The 18,059-nt window shown below is 40.0% G+C and carries 13 protein-coding genes; 10 read left to right on the top strand and 3 right to left on the bottom strand.

From position 1 onward, the window contains the following. The first annotated feature begins 24 nt into the window (after positions 1-24). From A4S05_RS28955 to A4S05_RS28940, 4 genes are all read left to right on the top strand, one after another. Positions 25-1,041 (top strand): hypothetical protein, encoded by a 1,017-nt coding sequence (locus A4S05_RS28955; protein ID WP_069073233.1) that lies wholly within the window; start codon positions 25-27, stop codon positions 1,039-1,041. A gap of 133 nt (positions 1,042-1,174) precedes the next feature. Beyond that, complete coding sequence (locus A4S05_RS28950) at positions 1,175-2,068, top strand: glycosyltransferase family 2 protein (RefSeq protein ID WP_069073232.1); 894 nt, start codon at positions 1,175-1,177, stop codon at positions 2,066-2,068. A 112-nt stretch (positions 2,069-2,180) separates the two neighbouring features. Continuing rightward, positions 2,181-3,332, top strand: a complete 1,152-nt coding sequence (locus A4S05_RS28945) for a glycosyltransferase family 4 protein (RefSeq protein ID WP_069073231.1) — start codon at positions 2,181-2,183, stop codon at positions 3,330-3,332. Positions 3,333-3,486: 154 nt separating this feature from the next. After that, complete coding sequence (locus A4S05_RS28940) at positions 3,487-4,311, top strand: WecB/TagA/CpsF family glycosyltransferase (RefSeq protein ID WP_069073230.1); 825 nt, start codon at positions 3,487-3,489, stop codon at positions 4,309-4,311. Between the two features lie 196 nt (positions 4,312-4,507). Here A4S05_RS28940 and A4S05_RS28935 read toward each other — a convergent pair whose 3' ends face one another. After that, complete coding sequence (locus tag A4S05_RS28935) at positions 4,508-5,653, bottom strand: endo-1,4-beta-xylanase (protein WP_069073229.1); 1,146 nt, start codon at positions 5,651-5,653, stop codon at positions 4,508-4,510. 657 nt (positions 5,654-6,310) lie between these two features. Here A4S05_RS28935 and A4S05_RS28930 point away from each other — a divergent pair. The 5 genes from A4S05_RS28930 to A4S05_RS28910 all read left to right on the top strand — a co-directional run bounded on the left by A4S05_RS28930 (position 6,311) and on the right by A4S05_RS28910 (position 10,833). After that, positions 6,311-6,898, top strand: a complete 588-nt coding sequence (locus A4S05_RS28930; protein ID WP_069073228.1) for a TetR/AcrR family transcriptional regulator — start codon at positions 6,311-6,313, stop codon at positions 6,896-6,898. A 102-nt stretch (positions 6,899-7,000) separates the two neighbouring features. Beyond that, positions 7,001-8,290, top strand: a complete 1,290-nt coding sequence (locus A4S05_RS28925) for an HlyD family efflux transporter periplasmic adaptor subunit (protein WP_069073227.1) — start codon at positions 7,001-7,003, stop codon at positions 8,288-8,290. A gap of 157 nt (positions 8,291-8,447) precedes the next feature. Next, positions 8,448-8,783, top strand: coding sequence for a DUF2834 domain-containing protein (locus A4S05_RS28920; protein WP_069073226.1), 336 nt, complete (start codon positions 8,448-8,450; stop codon positions 8,781-8,783). A 13-nt stretch (positions 8,784-8,796) separates the two neighbouring features. Next, the gene (devC, locus tag A4S05_RS28915) at positions 8,797-9,963 is read left to right on the top strand and encodes an ABC transporter permease DevC (RefSeq protein ID WP_069073225.1); all 1,167 of its coding nucleotides are present in this window, start codon (positions 8,797-8,799) and stop codon (positions 9,961-9,963) included. A gap of 105 nt (positions 9,964-10,068) precedes the next feature. Beyond that, positions 10,069-10,833, top strand: a complete 765-nt coding sequence (locus A4S05_RS28910; RefSeq protein WP_069073224.1) for a DevA family ABC transporter ATP-binding protein — start codon at positions 10,069-10,071, stop codon at positions 10,831-10,833. 248 nt (positions 10,834-11,081) lie between these two features. Here A4S05_RS28910 and A4S05_RS28905 read toward each other — a convergent pair whose 3' ends face one another. Together A4S05_RS28905 and A4S05_RS42155 are read right to left on the bottom strand one after the other, a co-directional pair. Next, positions 11,082-12,029 (bottom strand): hypothetical protein, encoded by a 948-nt coding sequence (locus A4S05_RS28905; protein WP_069073223.1) that lies wholly within the window; start codon positions 12,027-12,029, stop codon positions 11,082-11,084. 761 nt (positions 12,030-12,790) lie between these two features. Further along, positions 12,791-13,021, bottom strand: a complete 231-nt coding sequence (locus A4S05_RS42155; RefSeq protein ID WP_069073221.1) for a hypothetical protein — start codon at positions 13,019-13,021, stop codon at positions 12,791-12,793. 881 nt (positions 13,022-13,902) lie between these two features. Between A4S05_RS42155 and nifJ the strand changes: the two genes are divergently transcribed. Beyond that, positions 13,903-17,595, top strand: coding sequence for a pyruvate:ferredoxin (flavodoxin) oxidoreductase (gene nifJ / locus A4S05_RS28890; protein WP_069073220.1), 3,693 nt, complete (start codon positions 13,903-13,905; stop codon positions 17,593-17,595). Positions 17,596-18,059: the final 464 nt, after the last annotated feature.

The raw sequence follows: 18,059 nt of genomic DNA, 5'->3' as shown, positions 1-18,059 counted from the left end.
TTTAGTAAATCAATACTTCATAATATGTCAATACCTATAGCTTTTATAATTTGTACAGAACCTGGCCGTTTAGAAGGTCAATCTTTGATGCTTGCAGAAAGTATTCGTAAATTCTGCGGCGACTTGAAAAATACACCTATATATAGCTTTCATCCCAGAGTAGGTGAACCGATATTAAAACAAACTCAACAAGCATTTGAAGCGTTACAGGTTATCCATCAACAAATTCCGATCAATCAAGAATTTCATGAATACTATTTAGCTAATAAACCTCTAGTTTGTGCCTATGCAGAACAAAATATCGATGCAGAAATATTAGTTTTTTTAGACAGTGATAAATGCTTTTTTTCGGAACCAAAAGAATTTTTGTTGCCAGCAAAGTGTAATGTACGAATGCGTCCTGAGTATGGTCAAGGAATTGGTTCTACAGGTCTACAAGATCCTCAAGAATGGTATTGGCAAAAACTATATGAAGTGCTGGGAGTAAAACGTGAGGTATTTGTTGACACACCAATTGGTAATAAGAGAATCAGAGGCTATTGGAACTCTGGTTTGGTTGCTGTGAGAAGGAGTGCAGGTATATTTACAACTTGGAAAGAAAATTTTGAAAAAGTAATGCGCTTAGATATTACTCCTCCCCAGGGTATTTATTTTGTTGAGCAGTCTGTTTTGTCTGTAACTTTATGTGCGTTGGAAGAAAACGTCGAACATCTTCCTTCTAATTATAGTTATCCATTACCTTTACACAACCGTTTATCAAAAGAACTACAAATTAAACATTGGGATGATACTATATCCATTCATTACTTCAACTTATTTTTCTATAACGATTGGAATGCACAAATTAAAAGATTGAAAAAAATCAATATCAATTCAGATAAATATCGATGGTTATGTCAAGAGGTTGTCAGACTTAATATGCCTCGCATCTCAGTTTGGCATCGATATATGTTAGTGGTCAGAAGAATGGAACAAAAACTAAAAACCTTTAATTTAGATATTAATTTTAGTGGCTGGATAGAAAAGATGGTTAAATTTTAAGTTTACATAAAAATATACAAAAAGTAAAAATTTGATATTTGGATTATGAAGGTAGATTTGTAAAAGTTGCATAAAAGTGCATGATTTTCCTGACTGTTTTTATAGATAGTAGTTATTATATGAGGTAAATGAAATGAAGCAAGCAAATTTAGCTGTAATTATGACATGTTATAACAGGCGGAATACAACTCTTGCCTGTCTAAATGCTTTGTATCAGCAAAACAATCATTGTGATGTTTATTTAACTGATGATGGTAGTTCTGATGGGACTACAGAGGCTATCAAAGCAGAATACCCAGAGGTAAAAATACTTCAGGGTAATGGCAATTTATTTTGGGTGGGAGGAATGCATCTCGCCTTTGGTGAGGCGATAAAACATCAATATGATTATTATCTGTGGTTAAATGATGACACATTTCTGGAAGCCAATGCTGTGAGTAAACTATTGCAGGTTCATCAAAATTTGACAGAACTTGGTTATCCAGACTCAATTGTAGTTGGTTCAACTAGAGACTCAATGACAGGAAAAGCAACCTATGGAGGAGCAGTAAAATCTAAAAAGTGGTATTCCAACAAGTTTGAATTTTTAGAACCAAGTTCTGTTATCCAACAATGCGATGCTATGTATGGTAACTGCGTGCTAATTCCTAAAAGTGTTGCTGCAAAAGTTGGCAATATTGATACAGCCTTTGTTCACAGTTTAGGAGATTTAGATTATGCCCTGAGAGCGCGTAAAATGGGTTGTAAAATATGGGTAGCTCCTGGATATATTGGTACTTGTAATAAAAATTCTATCCGCAACAGCTGGGTAGATACCAATTTAAATATATTAGAACGCTTGAAAAAGGTACTGCAAATTAAAGGATTTCCATTGAAATCATGGACTATATTTTGTAGCAGACACTCTGGGCCATTTTGGATATTTTATTGGTTCTTACCTTATATCAGAGCAATTATTGGTTACAAGGATTTGGCGATTTCTCCCACATTTGCTGAGGACATCAATCAAACTAACTCAGAAGTTTGATACTCGCACGAGATTCATGAGTCAATAGTATTTGGATAATTTATCAATATCTTAATAATTTGACAAATGCAATTTTAAATTATTAAATAATCAAATAATCATTGATCATTCTATGGGTAAACGCTTACTAATTGTCTCAACACTCGATTCTAGTCAACCATTTGGTGCATTTACTAGACCTTTTTATCTAGGACAATATCTGACGGAATATTTTGATGTTTTTCAGTTAGGTTTAGATTGTTCATCTGTTAATTATGCACCTTCTCTTTCGATTGGTTCAAGAGGCTTAAAGTCATATATTCAAGCTATAGAAAAGTGCATCGACGAGTTCTGCCCAGATATTGTGTATGCTCAAGAAACACTACCTGGATTGGCTGCTCTAATTTCATTAAAGCTTAGAAAATACAGCAATTCCTCTCTTGTATTTGATTTTCATACATTTTCACCGTATGAATACTGGATGCGCTTGTTTTCAGTTGCCAATCCTTTCAAAGAGTTTGCACAATGTATTAAAACATATATTGCTCAGGGAATTTTGATATTCTCTGGCAATCCGATTATTGCAGCAGGTGAATCAATTCCTAGACTAATTTCCCAATGGTATGGTATAACTCCACAGCAAATTTATTGCATCGGGAATGGAGTGACTGAAGACTTACTAAATACTGAAGCTTTTCCTGATACAGATCCCTATCAAGCATTCAGACCAGCTAAAATAGTGGTTCTTATTGCTCCCAAAACATTTCAATTTCCAACTAATGATATGTCTGTATCAATGGCTATTGAGGTTGCTAAATCCCTTGAAAGTCATCAAGATAAAGTACATTTTATTGTCATTGGCAGGGATAGTAGTGATATTTCAGAACCAATACCCTCTAATATCTCTTTTTTAGGATTTTTACCTAGGAGAGAAGATTTTGTTGCCCATCTTAAATATGCAGATATTGCTTTACTGCCATTCTCAAAACAAGCCGTAGCAGGCGGCGCTCGCAATAAAGCATTAGATTATTTTGCCAGTAAAAAGTTAGTTGTATCAACACCAGAAGGCTTGCGAGGATTAGAAGAATTTCGCCACTTAGAACATCTGTTAGTAACAGGATACTCTAGCGAAGAAGTTGCTAACACAGTGCTAGATGCTGCTTCTAGTATTGATAAATATCAATCACTTGTAGATACAGCGTATACGTTAATTACAGAAAAATATTCCTGGAATGCAAGAGCGCAAAATATCGCGGAAATACTCATGAGAGTCAGTCATTCTTAGTTAGATTTGTTTTTTAGACTATATTTAAACTAAGAAAAATCAGTTTTTTTAAATACTTTAATCTCGAAGTATTTAAATATTGCTAAAAACTAATTTTAAAATACTCACCTTTATTTTGAGATAACCTCTCATACTGATCAAAAGAAAAAAAGACATGAAAAATCGATTCTCTTATAAATTTCTGGGTGCTCAATTCGATGCACTCTCTATGCTCGACTTAAATTTATTGATTGAAGAATCTATTGATAAGAACAAGAAATGGATTATTGCTAATCACAACTTGCATAGTCTTTATCTCTTCCATAATGATCCGGAAATGCAAGCTTTTTATGCCAAGGCAGAATATACCCATATTGATGGTATGCCTCTAGTGTTAATTGGAAAGTTGTTGGGTTTTCCAATTAAACGAGAACAAAGAGTAACCTATGCTGACTGGGTATGGTCTTTGATGGCGGAAGCTGCTAATAAAGGCTGGCGTATATTCTATTTAGGTTCAAAGCCAGGAGTTGCTGAAAAAGGAGTAAGTATTTTGTGCCAGAAATTTCCTGGTTTACAGATTGCTTGCGCTCATGGCTATATTGATATGGATAAAGATAGTCAAGAAAATCTCGCTACTCTGGCTGCAATTAATGCTTACAAACCCCACGTATTAATGGTAGGGATGGGTATGCCACGCCAAGAGCATTGGATTTCTGAAAATCTTGAGCATATTCATACCAACACTATTTTGACTAGTGGAGCCTGCATGGACTATGTAGCAGGAGTAGTGCCTACTCCTCCTCGCTGGATGGGAAGAGTGGGGTTGGAATGGTTGTATCGCTTGTTTTCTGAACCTAAAAGACTTTGGAGACGTTACTTACTTGAGCCTTGGTTTGTTGGCACATTATTTTTACGAGAAATTTGGAGTATCTCAAGTCAAGAAAAAAAAAATAAAATGCTGCTATTTCTAAGTACAAGATTTCACAAGTTCATAGCGTGAAAGAGTTTCTTGAAGCCTTACCAGTGGGTCGCTCAATTCATCCAGAATTTATGAAATACTGTACTAAGGCTTAATCATTAATTAGTCAGTGCATCTTATTCAATTTTAATGTTTGTGAGTAGCGAAGAACATCGCCACATACTTCGCTTAGAATAATTTTTAAAAAAAGCTATTTTAGCTTGGGTTGAGTATTAAGTTAACTACTGAAAGCCTTGGCAATAGCATTGCGGGCAGGTTTAGGTTGCAGGTTCTCATCAAAGGGAAGTGGACGCAGAAATTTCCAGAGACTTGGATTGTCCCTAAAGGTTTTTCCTGGCATCCAGTCGGGATGACGTATCCAGGTATGACGGTCGGTAATCCCCCATGTAATGACAGTATCAACTTTAGCCGCAAAGCACAGATCAAGATATCGCTTGTAACTGTCGGCTACCATCTGGTCTAGCTTTTTGATACTATCGGGTAATGGGGCATCAATGATAATGTCTAATTCTGTAATTATTGGTTTAACTTCAAGATCATTAAGCCGTTTTAAGACGGAATTAAATCCTTTCTCATCAAAAGCATAGGCAGTAGAAAACCATAGATGCGACTGGATGCCTGCCCCATCAATTTTAACGTCACTATTCTTTAGATATTCGATCATTTTTAAGAATCGGTCTGATTTCCATGTAGCGCCTTCGATGCCAAAATCGTTTAGATAAAATTTCTTGGTGTTATCAACTGAAGCGGCAATTAAAAATAAATCTCGAATCAATTCTCGTTTTACCCCTTTACGCAAACCGTAGGTAGCATTGTCAGCTTCATTTTCATTATCAGCAATAATTTCATTGGCAATATCCCAAGACTTTAAAACCTTGCTCTTACGATAATGACCCATGACTCCTTTAACATGGCGTTCGATCATCTTCAGTGTGGGGGGATAAGGAAGCCAGTCTGGTCTTCCCATGTGCCAAAAAAGGGTATGCCCGTGCATTTCTATATTATGTTTTTCGCAGAAATTAGCGATCGCATCTGCTGATTCAAAAGTAAATTTTCCTGGCTGTGGTTCTGTAGCGTTCCATTTCAATTCACCATTTGGTGTCACAATCGAACATTCACGAGCAATCAGGTTAGCGTAATCCTTCTCTGTTTGCAAAAATTCACTAGAAATTGCTGCGCCATAACGCTTTCCTTTGGCCGCAGCTAATTGCCGAAGAGGAGAATTTATATTTGGATAATTTGCTGCAATTTCATTGGTACTCTGGTCTTCTTTTTGCTTATCCTTCTGTAAAAACCCCATAGTCAATAAGGCAGAAAGAGTTGTATATCCTGCTCTTGTTAAAAATTTTCTCCGATCAGCCATAAATTTTACTTAAAAAAACACACGTATTATTATATTACAAAACAAGTTTTGATACCTTTGTACTAAGTGGCAAAGATGAAGAAGAATTCAGGAGCGGAACCGGAGACGTTTCCGTTAGCTCCGGTCAGAATCAAGATGCTCTGCACAAGACGCTAAAAGTGAACATGGACTCGCTTACCGCCACTCGTACAAAATTTATGTCTGTTTTCTGACTCCTGACTCCTGAATTCTGTTTCGATGAAAATTGATGAGTAATACATCTAGCGCAAAACTAGATTAAAATATAACGCATGTTCGATTTAAGCCAATTAACTAGATAAAGTAAAACTTTATTCAGTTCTGGCGATTAGAAATCGCGGCAACACAGACAAAACCTGCATTTGTAGGTTGTTTTGATGAAGTCCACGCAAATGACTTCCATTTTTATAGTAGCTAATTACACATAAGAGATTATTTTAAAATCTCTCACGAATGATTTAGGATTTTTATAGATGTCTACTCAGTTTTTTCACGCAGACAATAATATATCCTTGTACATACAGGAAAATTTAGAGTGAAACAGGCTTTATTGTGTACTTCATTCCTTGCAATATTCTATATCAATACCAAAGATGCTAATTTTATATATAACGAGCGTTCGATATAACAACCTGAGTCATGCCTAAGATTGTTGACCATGAGCAATACCGTAAAGAACTGCTCGACAAGTGCTTTGATTTATTTGCCCAAAAAGGCTATGGTTCCATTACTATGCGCCAAATTGCCGAAGGATTAAGGGTTTCTACTGGTACGTTGTACCACTATTTTCCTAGCAAACAAGCTTTATTTGAGCAATTGGCCCAAGAAATATGTGAGCAAGATTTAAGTGCAGCATTGGCTGAATTGGAAGGAGCGCAAACCCTACAAGAAGGAATGGAAGCACTAGGAAGATATTTAGTAAAAAATGAAGATTACTTTATTAAATGGACTTATATATGGATTGATTTTTGTCAACATCAAGACTCTAAAGAAATGTTGAATAATAGTGTTTTTAAGCGGAACAATCAGCGTTATCAGCAAGCTGCCTGCGATTTTGTAGGTATTCAAGATCCAGTATTGGCTTCTTTTGTCTTGAGCTTTGTGAATGGTTTAATTCTAGAGAAGTTATGGGGTGACGAAACAATTGATTTTATGGAACAATGTGCGCTACTCGGCAAAATGCTCACGGCATATTTGTCGCAGCATGGGGTAGGAGTTGGGAGTTAGGAGTTGGGAGTTGGGAGTTGGGAGTTGGGAGTTGGGAGTTAGTTGCTACCATTATCGGCTCATTTGATGTAGATAAAATGATTTTTTAGGAGAGTAAAAAAGATGGTTCAAAAAGTATCAAACAAAGCTTCCAATAAATGGTTAGTTGCATTAGTAATTGCCGCTACTGCTATTACAGGTGGAATTGTTGTTTATGGGATTTCTCAGTTTGGGCTAGTTAGTCAAGCTGAGAAATCTGAGCCAGTAGAAACCACGCCTAAAAGTCAAAAAGTGGCTGCATTAGGACGACTAGAACCGGAAGCAGAGGTAATTAGCTTGTTTGCACCCTTGGCATTGGATGGCGATCGCATTGCCAAAATTTTAGTCAAAGAAGGCGATCGCGTTCAAGCTGGGCAGATGGTAGCAATTTTAGATGCCCGCGATCGCTTACAAACTGCTGTATTACAAGCGCAACAACAAGTTAGAGTTGCTCAAGCCAAACTCGCTCAAGTGCAAGCTGGAGCAAAAGTAGGAGAAATTAACGCCCAGCAAGCAAGTGTTGAACGCCTCCAGGCGCAATCCCAAGGAGATAAAACAGCGCAACAGGAAGCGATATTCCGCATAGAGGCACAGTGGGAAGGAGACAGAATCGCGCAAGAAGCAACCATTAAGAAGCTAGAGGCAGAACTCAAAAATGCTGAAGCCGAATATCAACGTTATCAGCAGCTATATTCTCAAGGTGCAGTTTCTAATTCTTTATATGACAGCAAAGGCTTGACTGTAGAAACTGCTAAACAGCAAGTAGACGAAGCCAAAGCAGTTCTCAACCGGATTAATACCACTGCTACCAAACAATTATCTGAAGCTAAAGCAGCACTCGCCCGTACTAACGCCACTGGTAGCAAGCAAGTTAGTGAAGCCAAAGCCACACTTACCAGTATTGCAGAAGTGCGACCTGTAGATGTAGCCGCAGCCCAGACAGAAGTTGAAAATGCGATCGCTACACTCAAACACGCCCAAACCGAGTTGGCTGGTGCTTACATCAAAGCACCGATGGCGGGACAAATCATCAAAATTCATACGCGAATCGGAGAAAAAATTAGTGCTTCTGGCATTGCAGACTTAGCGCAAACAGACCAAATGATGGCAATAGCAGAAGTTTATCAAACCGATATCGGTAAAGTGAAATTAGGACAACAAGCAGTGATTAGCAGTCAAGCATTTGCCAGTGAATTGCGAGGAACCGTTGCTCAAATTGGCTTGCAGGTGAATAGACAAAACGTTTTCAGCAACCAGCCAGGGGAGAATCTTGATAGCCGAGTAGTTGAGGTGAAAATTCGCCTCAATCCTGAAGACAGCAAGCGAGTTGCAGGTTTCACTAACTTACAGGTACAGACAGCGATTGAAATATAGGAGGGTAGGGAACAGGGAATAGGGAATAGGGAATAGGGAATAGGAAAGAAAGCATAGATCCGTACTGAGTCTTGTTCAGAAATTAAATAGGAGTCTTATATAGAGTTGTTGTTTGTTGTCTCGTGTATTCCATCATTTTTATAAGGTGAATCTAATCATGGTTAAAGTCATATATCTTCTGCTTTGTGTACTTGGCTTCGTTTTACCTTACTCCCAGTTTGTTCCATTCATCTTAGAGCATGGTCTGGATATAAAGCTGTTTTTTGAACAACTCTTTGCCAACAAAATTTCTGGTTTTTTTGGTATGGATGTTATTATTTCATCGCTAGTTTTATGGACATTTGTATTTTGGGAGGGAACACGTCTGAAAATGCAAAATCTCTGGGTTTATATTGCCTGTAATCTTTTGGTTGGTGTGTCTTTAGGTCTTCCATTATTTTTGTTAATGCGAGAGCGCCAGCTTGAACAGCAAACTGAAACACTGAGTTATTAAGGGTTTTTTCAATATGTTTTCCAAACTATTTCGCAAAACGCCGTTAGCATGGCGGCAGTTAATGAAGGAAAAAACCCGTCTGGCTGTTGCAGTCGCAGGTATTACTTTTGCCGATATGCTGATGTTTATTCAGTTGGGATTTGAAAGTGCCCTTTTTGATGCTGCTGTGAAACCTCATCGCAATTTACAGGCAGATTTGATTTTAATTAATCCCCAATTTCAAACTTTATTTTCGGTAAAAAACTTTTCTAGAGAACGACTGTATCAAGCATTAGGTTATGAAGGTGTTCAGTCAGTTAATTCTGTCTATATCAGCACCGGACAGTGGCGAAATCCCGAAACACGTCTTGAGCGTGCCATTTTGGTTTGGGGTGTTGATCCGGTACAACCCGCATTCAAATCGCCCGAAATTAACCAAAATCAGGATGATCTGAAACAGTTATACCAAGTTATTTTTGACCAGGCAGGTCGTCCAGAATACGGGGCGGTTGCTGATATCTTTAAGAAAACAGGCAAATTTGACACAGAATTAAATAGCAAAGCCGTTTTTGTTAAAGGCTTGTTTACTGATGGTGCTTCCTTTGCTGCCGATGGTAATGTGATCACCAGTGACTCTACCTTTCTCCAGCTATTCCCAGAACGTAAACCCGATCGCATCGAAGTTGGGTTAATTACGCTTCAACCAGATGCCAATGTAGAAAAAGTGCGATCGCAACTTGTGAATGGATTACCTAAAGATGTTAGAGTCTTGACTCCAGAAGAGTTTGCCAAAGTGGAGAGGACTTACTGGGAAGAAGGTACTGGCATTGGTTTTATTTTCGGTTTGGGTACAGCAGTCGGGTTTATCGTTGGTATCGTGATTGTTTACCAAATCCTTTATTCTGATGTTTCTGACCACCTGCCAGAATATGCCACCCTCAAAGCAATGGGATATACCGATAACTATCTCTTGGGAGTTTTAATTCAAGAAGCATTGTTATTAGCTATTTTAGGTTTTCTGCCTGGATTCTTCCTTTCTTTTGGGTTGTATCAAGTCACATACGCTGCGACAATGCTTCCTATTTTTATGAAAATGGAACGGGCGATCCAGGTTTGGATTTTGACCGTGATCATGTGTAGTGTCTCTGGTGCGATCGCAATGCGGAAATTACGATCTGCTGACCCTGCCGATGTTTTTTAGTTTTTTAGACGCGGTTTATCGTGTCTGTGGAGAAGAAGACGCGATGAATCGCGTCTCTACAAGAGACGTAATTATTTTTTTATACCCAATAACCGATAAAATATTATGTTGCAAAAATCTTTACCAGAAAATTCAAATTCAACACTTTCTACTTTAGAATCTGTAATTTCTGTTAGTAATCTCAACCATTACTTTGGTGAAGGTGGGCTTCGCAAACAAGTATTATTCGACATTAATTTAGAGATTAAGGCTGGGGAAATCGTGATTATGACTGGCCCCTCTGGATCGGGGAAAACCACCTTGTTAACCTTAATGGGTGGATTGCGTTCTGCCCAAGAAGGTAGCCTTAAAATCTTAGGAGAGGAAATTTGTGGTGCGAAAAAGCAGCAGTTAACTAAGCTGCGTCGCCAAATTGGCTATATTTTCCAGGCGCATAACTTGATGACTTTTTTGACAGCAAGAGAAAATGTGCGGATGTCCTTAGAGTTGCATGACGATTTTCTCAATCAGGATATTAACGCCAAAGCGATCGCTATTTTGGAAACTGTCGGGTTAGCTGATCGTGTAAATTATTACCCAGAGAAACTATCTGGAGGGCAAAAACAACGAGTTGCGATCACTCGTGCTTTAGTCAGTCATCCTAAAATTGTTTTAGCAGATGAACCCACTGCTGCACTTGACAAGAAATCTGGGCGCGATGTCGTGGAAATCATGCAGAAGCTAGCTAAAGAACAAGGCTGTACAATTTTGCTAGTTACCCACGACAACCGCATCCTTGATATTGCCGATCGCATCATTTATATGGAAGATGGTCAGCTGAAGACTGATAGCACAGAATCTACACTACAAGCAAGTAATATCAATTCGTAGTTTGTCAACTTACTTAAGTAAGTCGGCAGGAATAAACCAAATTATGTCACGAAACGTAAACAGCCTTATACCAATTCTTTATGAAGCTGCATAGAATTCGATCCCCCCTAGCCCCCCTTAAAAAGGGGGGAATTCAAAGTCTCCCTTTTTAAGGGGGATTTAGGGGGATCAAGATATGTGCAACTTCACATTAAATTGGTATTAAAACCCTTACCAATGACTAATGACTAATGACTAATGACAGATTATTAGCTAAACCTTGCCAACAATTCTTCACGAGATAATTGCAAACATAAAGGTGTAAATTCCTCTGGTGGGAACTGCAACAAACTATCGATGACTCTCGACAATTCCTCGTCCACAGAACCAAATCTGTATCTCAACAAATTTTCCACAACTAAACGTTGTCCTTGCTGTACTCCTTGCTGTATTCCTTGCTGTACTCCTTGCTGTATTCCTTGCTGTACTCCTTGCTGTACTCCTTCTTGTACAGCCTGCGCTCTTGCTTCTTGATAAGCTTCTGTTAAATTCATAATTAGTTCCTGATCGTCTTCAGTTAAGTCTTGCTGGATCATTACACTGATACGCCATCTGTAAATTATTTCTAGAACATTACGGCGTACAAGGTTCTCTGGTGGAAGGGCAACTAGTTCTCTCACTGCTTGCTGCTGAACAGTTCCCCTGCCGAGAAGCCTAAACCACAGCGTGTCTAGAGTCACAGGTAACTCGTTAATCGCTAGTATCGCCGTTCTAAAAGATAAAGGTAGAAAATATACCCCTCTCATCCAGTTTTCTAGCTCTAGTTTAGCGCCAAAACTTTCTAGCAATGCCGGGGAGGCCGAAGGTGCTAAAATCCATAACCGAGCTAAATCACTCTCTGGTAAACTTGTATCTTCTCTTTTGGCTTTGCGTTGCGAATCTGCAATTACAGTGAACAGCTTTAGAAGGCAGTTTCGTACCTCTGTCTTACTGGGTTGATTGCGGTATGGTTCTAGCAAGGCTGTACTCTGCAAAGCAATTCTTCCTAGTAGTCCTAGATTTTGCGTTTGCGCTTGAGATGTAGGTGCTGGTGAAAACAAAACATCTACTTGCCGAGTCTCATCAACTACTTCTTTATTGGCTTCTACCTTGCCCAAGGGTGATAGTAGCTCCTCTAAAAACTGATTGGCGAACTGATCGTGAGGTTTACGGGTCATATTTCATGGGTCAACTGTATTGTATTATATGGAAAAGCTGATAAGAGGATGTTTGAAAAGTCCTCTTGTCGGTATCAAAAATTTTAGATCCCCCTAAATCCCCCTTCAAAAGGGAGACTTTGATTCCGGTTCCCCCCTTTTTAAGGGGGGTTAGGGGGGATCTAAAGTGCCTAAAGTCACAGTGAAATACTTTTCAAACAACCTCTAAGCCTGAAAACTGTTCTTACCGCAGATGTCTTTGAGCGATCGCCTTTGGTTTTGAGCTTGAATCTTAAAGGATGTTTGAAAAGTCCTCTTGTCAGCATCAAAAATTTTAGATCCCCCTAAATCCCCCTTTTTAAGGGGGACTTTGATTCTAGTTCCCCCCTTTTTAAGGCTACGGTGTATACACAAGTCTGAAATAGCTGAAAAACCCAAGGTTTTACCCCACCCTAACCCTCGCCTTGCAAAGGGGAGGGAACTAGATTTCTTTTTCCCCCCTTTCTAAGGGGGGATTAAGGGGGGTAATTCGACTTGTGTATACACGGTAGCTTTTTAAGGGGGGTTAGGGGGGATCTAAAAGTGCCTAAAGTCACAGCGAAACACTTGTTCATTCAACCTCTAACAAACATCAGCACTTGATTACGTTGATCTTAATAGCAACATCTAATACCAATTTGAAAAAAGAATGCGATAAATAAACCATTTGTAGAGACGCGATTCATCGCGTCTTTACCCAAGGATGTGTTGCAATCATTAATTAAATTAGTATAAGGAGTCATTTATAAAGTAAAAGTAAAGATAAAGTCGAATTTAATCAGCAAAATACCTAATTGCTTTCTCAAAATGCCTGATTGCTTAATCAAAAAGCTTAAATGCTTTCTCATTTCAGTGGATTCAGCAAGTAAAAAGGCATTTTGCTTAATCAAAAAGCTTAAATGCTTTCTCATTTCAGTGGATTCAGCAAGCAAAAAGGCATTTTGCTTTCTCAAAATGCTTGATTGCTTTCTCATTTCAGTAATTCACGCATTCATTTTGGTATATCGTTGAGCCGATCGCCTTCAATTCATTCAGCAATAATTTTGCAACCGCTTACTGCTGTCTCTACTTGCTCATGGATTGAAGATCATTGAACATCAAGGATTTGAAGCGATGAACTAAACATCGAAAACCAAAGCTGAACAGCTTGACAATCTTAAGTAAGATATTTTACACTCCATAGAGTGTGTTGAAGTTCATCTACACACCTCGCCCGATCCTTGAAAACCGCATAATCTCGTTGAGGTGTGTCGATTGCTCTTTTAGCAAGGGTTTCAGCCGACAAAATCACAACTTTTTTATCAATAAGCACCGTTTTATTGACAATGAAAAAAGGTGTGTCGATTAGGGGGTTTCAAACCCGCTCCTGGTAAGGTTTCCAAAAGGTAACTCTTTACATAACCACTTCCCCTAACGGGGATGTAAACAAAACGCTAGCAGTCAAAATTCCAGAAAGTGCTAACTTTACATAACCACTTCCCCTAACGGGGATGAAAACGAGATAAAAGCCCGACCCCATACCCCACAAAAAATAATCAATTAACTGAAAGCCTTATCTAATAACTGCTTTAGCTATTGAGTACATTATTAATACATATTAATAGACACAGTATTTCGGATGAGATACTAATATATGAAGTATTTATTTAAAGTTAACTAAAGAGCCGAAATTCATTGATAAATTCTTAGTAAGAATTCAACATCCAAAAGTCAAAAGTCAGATTTTAAAAGGAATGCAGCATTATTAGTACATTTATGTATAAATTTTTTTCCTAATTCTTTGACTATTCTGAATTCTGACTCCTGAATTCTGCTCTTACTATTAACACTGAGAGACGGGGACAAAAATCCAATTATGAACAAAACCTTTGCAACCATCGATGGGAATGAAGCTGTCGCCCGTGTTGCTTACAAACTAAATGAAGTGATTGCCATTTATCCTATCACCCCCTCTTCAGCAATGGGTGAATGGGCAGATGCTTGGTCAGCCGAAAGTCGTCCTAACCTCTGGGGGACTATTCCCAGCGTCGTGCAGATGCAGAGTGAAGGAGGAGCGGCTGGTGCTGTGCATGGGGCCTTGCAAACAGGTTCTCTGAGTACCACCTTCACGGCATCTCAGGGATTATTGTTGATGATACCCAACTTTTACAAAATTGCTGGTGAACTGACTAGCGCCGTGGTTCACGTTGCAGCCCGTTCTTTGGCTACTCACGCTTTATCTATTTTTGGCGACCATAGCGACGTGATGGCAGCTCGGGCTACTGGTTTTGCCCTGCTGTGTTCCGCTTCAGTTCAGGAAAGTCAAGATTTTGCTCTCATCGCTCATGCTGCTACTCTAGAGACGCGAGTCTCCTTTATGCATTTCTTTGACGGCTTCCGCACCTCCCATGAAGTGCAGAAAGTTAAATTACTTTCAGATGATGATTTGCGATCGCTAATCCACGATAACTTAATACTCGCCCACCGCAGCCGTGCGTTGACCCCAGACCGTCCCGTATTGCGGGGGACTGCTCAAAATCCCGATGTCTACTTTCAAGGAAGGGAAGGCGCGAACCTTTACTACAACGCCTGTCCAGAAATTGTCCAGCGGATCATGGATGAATTTGGAGAACGCACAGGAAGGCATTATAAAATCTATGAATATTACGGTGCCAACGATGCCGATCGCGTTATTGTTCTTATGGGTTCAGGTTGTGAAACCGTCCATGAAACAGTAGATTACCTTAACGCCCGTGGTGAAAAACTTGGTGTAGTCAAAGTGCGACTTTACCGCCCCTTTGATGTCCAAAAGTTTGTTGCAGTATTACCAACTAGTGTACAAGCGATCGCAGTTCTCGACCGCACCAAAGAAGCAGGTAGCGCCGGGGAGCCTTTGTATTTGGATGTTGTGGCTGCTATTCATGAAGTATGGGGAATGGGGCATGGGGCATTGGGCATTGGGCATGGAGAGAATGAAAAATTACCTCTTTCCCCTCTGCCTAAAATTATTGGTGGGCGTTATGGTCTTTCTTCTAAAGAATTTACTCCGGCGATGGTGAAGGGGATTTTTGATAATCTTGCCGAAGCTAAACCGAAGAATCATTTTACGATTGGGATTAATGACGATGTTACTTATACTTCTCTAAACTTTGACTCTAACTTCTCTACAGAATCGGATAATGTTGTCAGGGCAATGTTTTATGGATTGGGCGCTGATGGTACTGTTGGCGCTAACAAAAACTCCATCAAAATTATTGGTGAAGAAACCGATAATTACGCCCAAGGCTACTTTGTCTTTGATTCCAAGAAATCTGGCTCAATGACTGTCTCTCACCTCCGCTTCGGGAAAGAGCCAATTCGCTCCACCTACCTAATTGACCAAGCCAACTTTATTGGTTGTCATCATTGGGGATTTCTAGAACGCATAGATATTTTGAAGGCTGCTATTCCTGGGGCGACTTTGCTGCTGAATAGTCCATACAATGTAGATAGCGTCTGGGAAAATCTGCCGTTGAAGGTGCAGCAGCAAATTATCGACAAGCATTTGAAGTTATACGTAATTAATGCTAGCCAGGTTGCCCGTGAAAGTGGCATGGGTGGCAGAATTAACACGATTATGCAGGTATGCTTCTTTGCCTTAGCGGGTGTCTTGCCTCAAGAAGAAGCGATCGCTAAAATCAAACAAGCAATTGACAAAACCTACGGTAAAAAAGGCGTAGAAGTTGTCCGCATGAACTTGCAAGCTGTAGACAACACCCTAGACAACTTGCATAAAGTAAATATCCCCCAAACAATCAACAATCCAAAATCCAAAATCGTTCGACTGAGCGCAGCCGAAGTCCAAAATCCAAAATTGCTAGACTCCGCTCCCGAATTTGTGCGAGAAGTTCTGGGCAAAATCATGGTGTGGGAAGGTGATGATTTACCTGTTAGCACACTACCAGTTGATGGCACTTTCCCCGTAGGTACTGCCAAGTGGGAAAAACGTAACGTTGCCGAAGAGATACCTGTGTGGGAGCCGGATGTGTGCGTACAATGTGGGAAGTGCGTCATGGTTTGTCCCCATAGCGCCATCCGGGCAAAGGCTTATCAAGCAGATGAGTTAGTCAATGCACCAGAAACCTTTAAATCAACTGGTGCAAAAGATAAAGACTTTGCCAATCAAAAATTTACCATTCAGGTAGCACCAGAAGACTGCACGGGATGTACGATTTGTGTAAATATTTGCCCTGCTAAAAATAAATCTGAGTCATCGCTGAAAGCAATTAACATGGCGCAGCAGTTGCCATTGCGGGAACAAGAGCGAAAAAACTGGGATTTCTTTTTGAGTTTACCTAATCCTGATAGGCGATCGCTAAAAGTCAACCAGATTCGCCAGCAACAACTCCAAGAACCTTTATTTGAATTCTCTGGTGCTTGTGCAGGTTGTGGTGAAACACCTTATTTAAAATTATTAACACAACTGTTTGGCGATCGCGCTGTCATCGCCAATGCTACAGGTTGTTCCTCAATTTATGGTGGAAATCTCCCCACCACTCCTTGGACAACCAACGCCGAAGGACGCGGCCCCGCGTGGTCTAATAATTTATTTGAAGATAACGCCGAATTCGGTTTTGGCTTCCGCCTCTCCCTCGACAAACAAGCTGAGTTTGCAGCAGAATTGTTGCAAAAATTGGGGAATGGGGAATGGGGAATTGGGAATGGGGAATTGGGAATACCTCATGAGTTGGTACAATCTATTCTCAATGCCAAACAAAACACTGAGGCTGATATTTGGGAACAACGAGAACGGGTAGCGCTGTTGAAACAAAAGCTAGATGAACTTTTAGAAAAAAGGAATTACCACTCCCATGCCCCATGCCCCATGCCCCATGCCCAAATCCAAAATCTCAAATCTCTTGCAGATTACTTGGTGAGAAAAAGCGTCTGGATTGTTGGCGGTGACGGTTGGGCTTATGATATTGACTTTGGCGGTATCGATCATGTAATTGCTAGTGGTCGGAATGTCAACATCTTGGTGATGGATACAGAAGTATATTCCAACACAGGCGGTCAATCTTCCAAAGCTACGCCAAAAGCCGCAGTTGCTAAATATGCCGCTAGTGGTAAGCCAGCACCGAAGAAAGACTTAGGGATGATTGCCATGACCTACGGAAATGTCTACGTAGCGAGTGTAGCCCTTGGCGCTAGAGATGAACATACCCTGAAAGCATTTTTGGAAGCAGAAGCTTATGATGGCCCATCACTGATTATTGCTTACAGCCATTGCATCGCCCACGGCATCAACATGACCACAGGGATGAATCATCAGAAAACTCTGGTAGAATCAGGTCGTTGGTTGCTGTATCGGCATAATCCAGAGTTGCTTAACCAGGGTAAAAATCCATTGCAATTGGATATGCGATCGCCTACGCAATCGGTAGAACATTCGATGTATCAAGAAAATCGCTTTAAAATGCTCACCAAGAGCAAACCTGATATTGCCAAACACCTGTTAGAACAAGCCCAAGCTGAGGTTGATGCACGTTGGCAGACGTATCAATATCTGGCAAAGCGCGACACTCTTTAGAGGTTCTTTGAAAAGTGGTTAGCTGTGACTTTCAGCACCTATTTATCCCCCCTACCCCCCTTAAAAAGGCTACGGTGTACACACAAGTCCTAAAAACCTAGCTTGATAAGCATTTCCTCGTTCCCAGTCTCCGACTGGGAATGCATTCATTGAGTCTCTGACTCAATATCTGACTAGAGGCAGAGCCTCTAATCAGGCATTCCTATGCAGAGCATAGGAACGAGATAAACGAGAGAACAATGCGAAATTGATCTTTTTTTGACTTGTGTGTACACCGTAGCCTTAAAAAGGGGGACTTTGACTCCGGTTCCCCCCTTTTTAAGGCAATACAGTTCAGATAAGCCCAAAACACTTGTAGAGATGGCGATTCATCGCGTCTTCAAAGACAAATTATCTACATCAGTAACCTTAACCCAAGCGTATTGGGCTAAAATTCGCGTTTTGAAAAGATCAGAATAGCGATC

The sequence above is a fragment of the Nostoc sp. KVJ20 genome, from assembly GCF_001712795.1.
GTDB lineage: Bacteria > Cyanobacteriota > Cyanobacteriia > Cyanobacteriales > Nostocaceae > Nostoc.
This window is presented reverse-complemented; position numbering and strand designations above follow the sequence as displayed.